2 protein-coding genes are annotated in these 1189 nt (G+C 47.4%); both read left to right on the top strand.

Annotated features, from left to right (window positions below):
- The coding region (locus R7Q46_RS24990) for a methyltransferase (RefSeq protein ID WP_318077904.1) at nucleotides 1-493 on the top strand (493 nt) is incomplete at its 5' end.
- An 8-nt stretch (nucleotides 494-501) separates the two neighbouring features.
- Nucleotides 502-1189: NAD(P)/FAD-dependent oxidoreductase (locus R7Q46_RS24985; protein ID WP_318077903.1), on the top strand; the 688-nt coding region annotated here is incomplete at its 3' end.

Genomic DNA, 1189 nt, shown 5'->3' with positions numbered 1-1189 from the left:
ATGGGCAATGCAGTGCTGCAACTACGATAAAGATGTGCATGGGACCATTGTTGATTTGCCGCAGCAATTGGAAGTCGCGATGTCTAACGTGGCAGAGAATAAGCTCAGCGAACGCGTGCATCCGTATCCTGCCAATATGCTTGCTAAAGCCCAAACATTGCCTGATCATGCCGATATTTGGTGGATGAGCCAGTTCTTAGATTGTTTCTCTCCAATTGAAATTTTAAATATTTTGAAGAAAGTGAAGGCGCAGTTGAGCGCGGGCGATACCGTTTACGTTCTCGAACTGTTTTGGGATGCGCAGAAATACGCGGGCGCGTCATACAGCTTAAATGCTACCTCGCTTTACTTTACCTGCCTAGCCAATGGTAATAGCCGTTTCTACCGTAGTGATGATTTCCTAGAAATTGTTGAAGCAGCAGGTCTCTCTGTTGTGGAAAGAACGGACAACATTGGCCTCGGACATACCTTATTAAAACTCCAAGCAAGCTAGTATAAAGAATGAAAACAGAGCACAAGCAAGTTGTCGTCGTTGGCGCAGGTCCTTCGGGTTCCACCGTTTCTGCGTTGCTAAAATCCCGTGGTATTGATGTTGTCGTGATCGAAAAAGCGACGTTCCCTCGTTTCTCAATTGGCGAAAGCTTACTTCCAGCTTGTATGGAGGTGGTTGAACTTGCCGGAATGACAGAGGCGGTGAAGCAGCATGGCTTCCAATTCAAAGATGGTGCGGCGTTCCGTCGTAATGGGGTCTACACCCACTTTGATTTCACTGACAAATTTACCGCAGGACCAGGCACCACATTTCAGGTTCAACGCGCCAGCTTTGATAAAGTGCTCGCTGACAGAGCCGCAGAACAGGGCGTCGACATTCGTTATCAGCATGAGCTGGTTAGCTTGGCGTTTGAAGGCAAAAAATCGCGCTTAGAAGTGGTTGGGCCGGATAAGCAGGCGTACCAAATCGAAGCCGATTTTGTTTTGGATGCGAGTGGTTTTGGCCGAGTGCTGCCGCGTTTGCTGGATCTGGAAGAACCTTCTTGCCTTCCACCAAGAAAAGCGATCTTTACGCATATCGAAGATCATATTTCACCACAAGAACCAGAGTACGATCGCAACAAAATTCTGATTTCAGTCCATCCTGAAAATCACGACGTATGGTACTGGCTCATTCCATTCTCGAATGGTACGTGTT

The sequence above is a fragment of the Vibrio sp. 811 genome (assembly GCF_033339195.1).
This window is presented reverse-complemented; position numbering and strand designations above follow the sequence as displayed.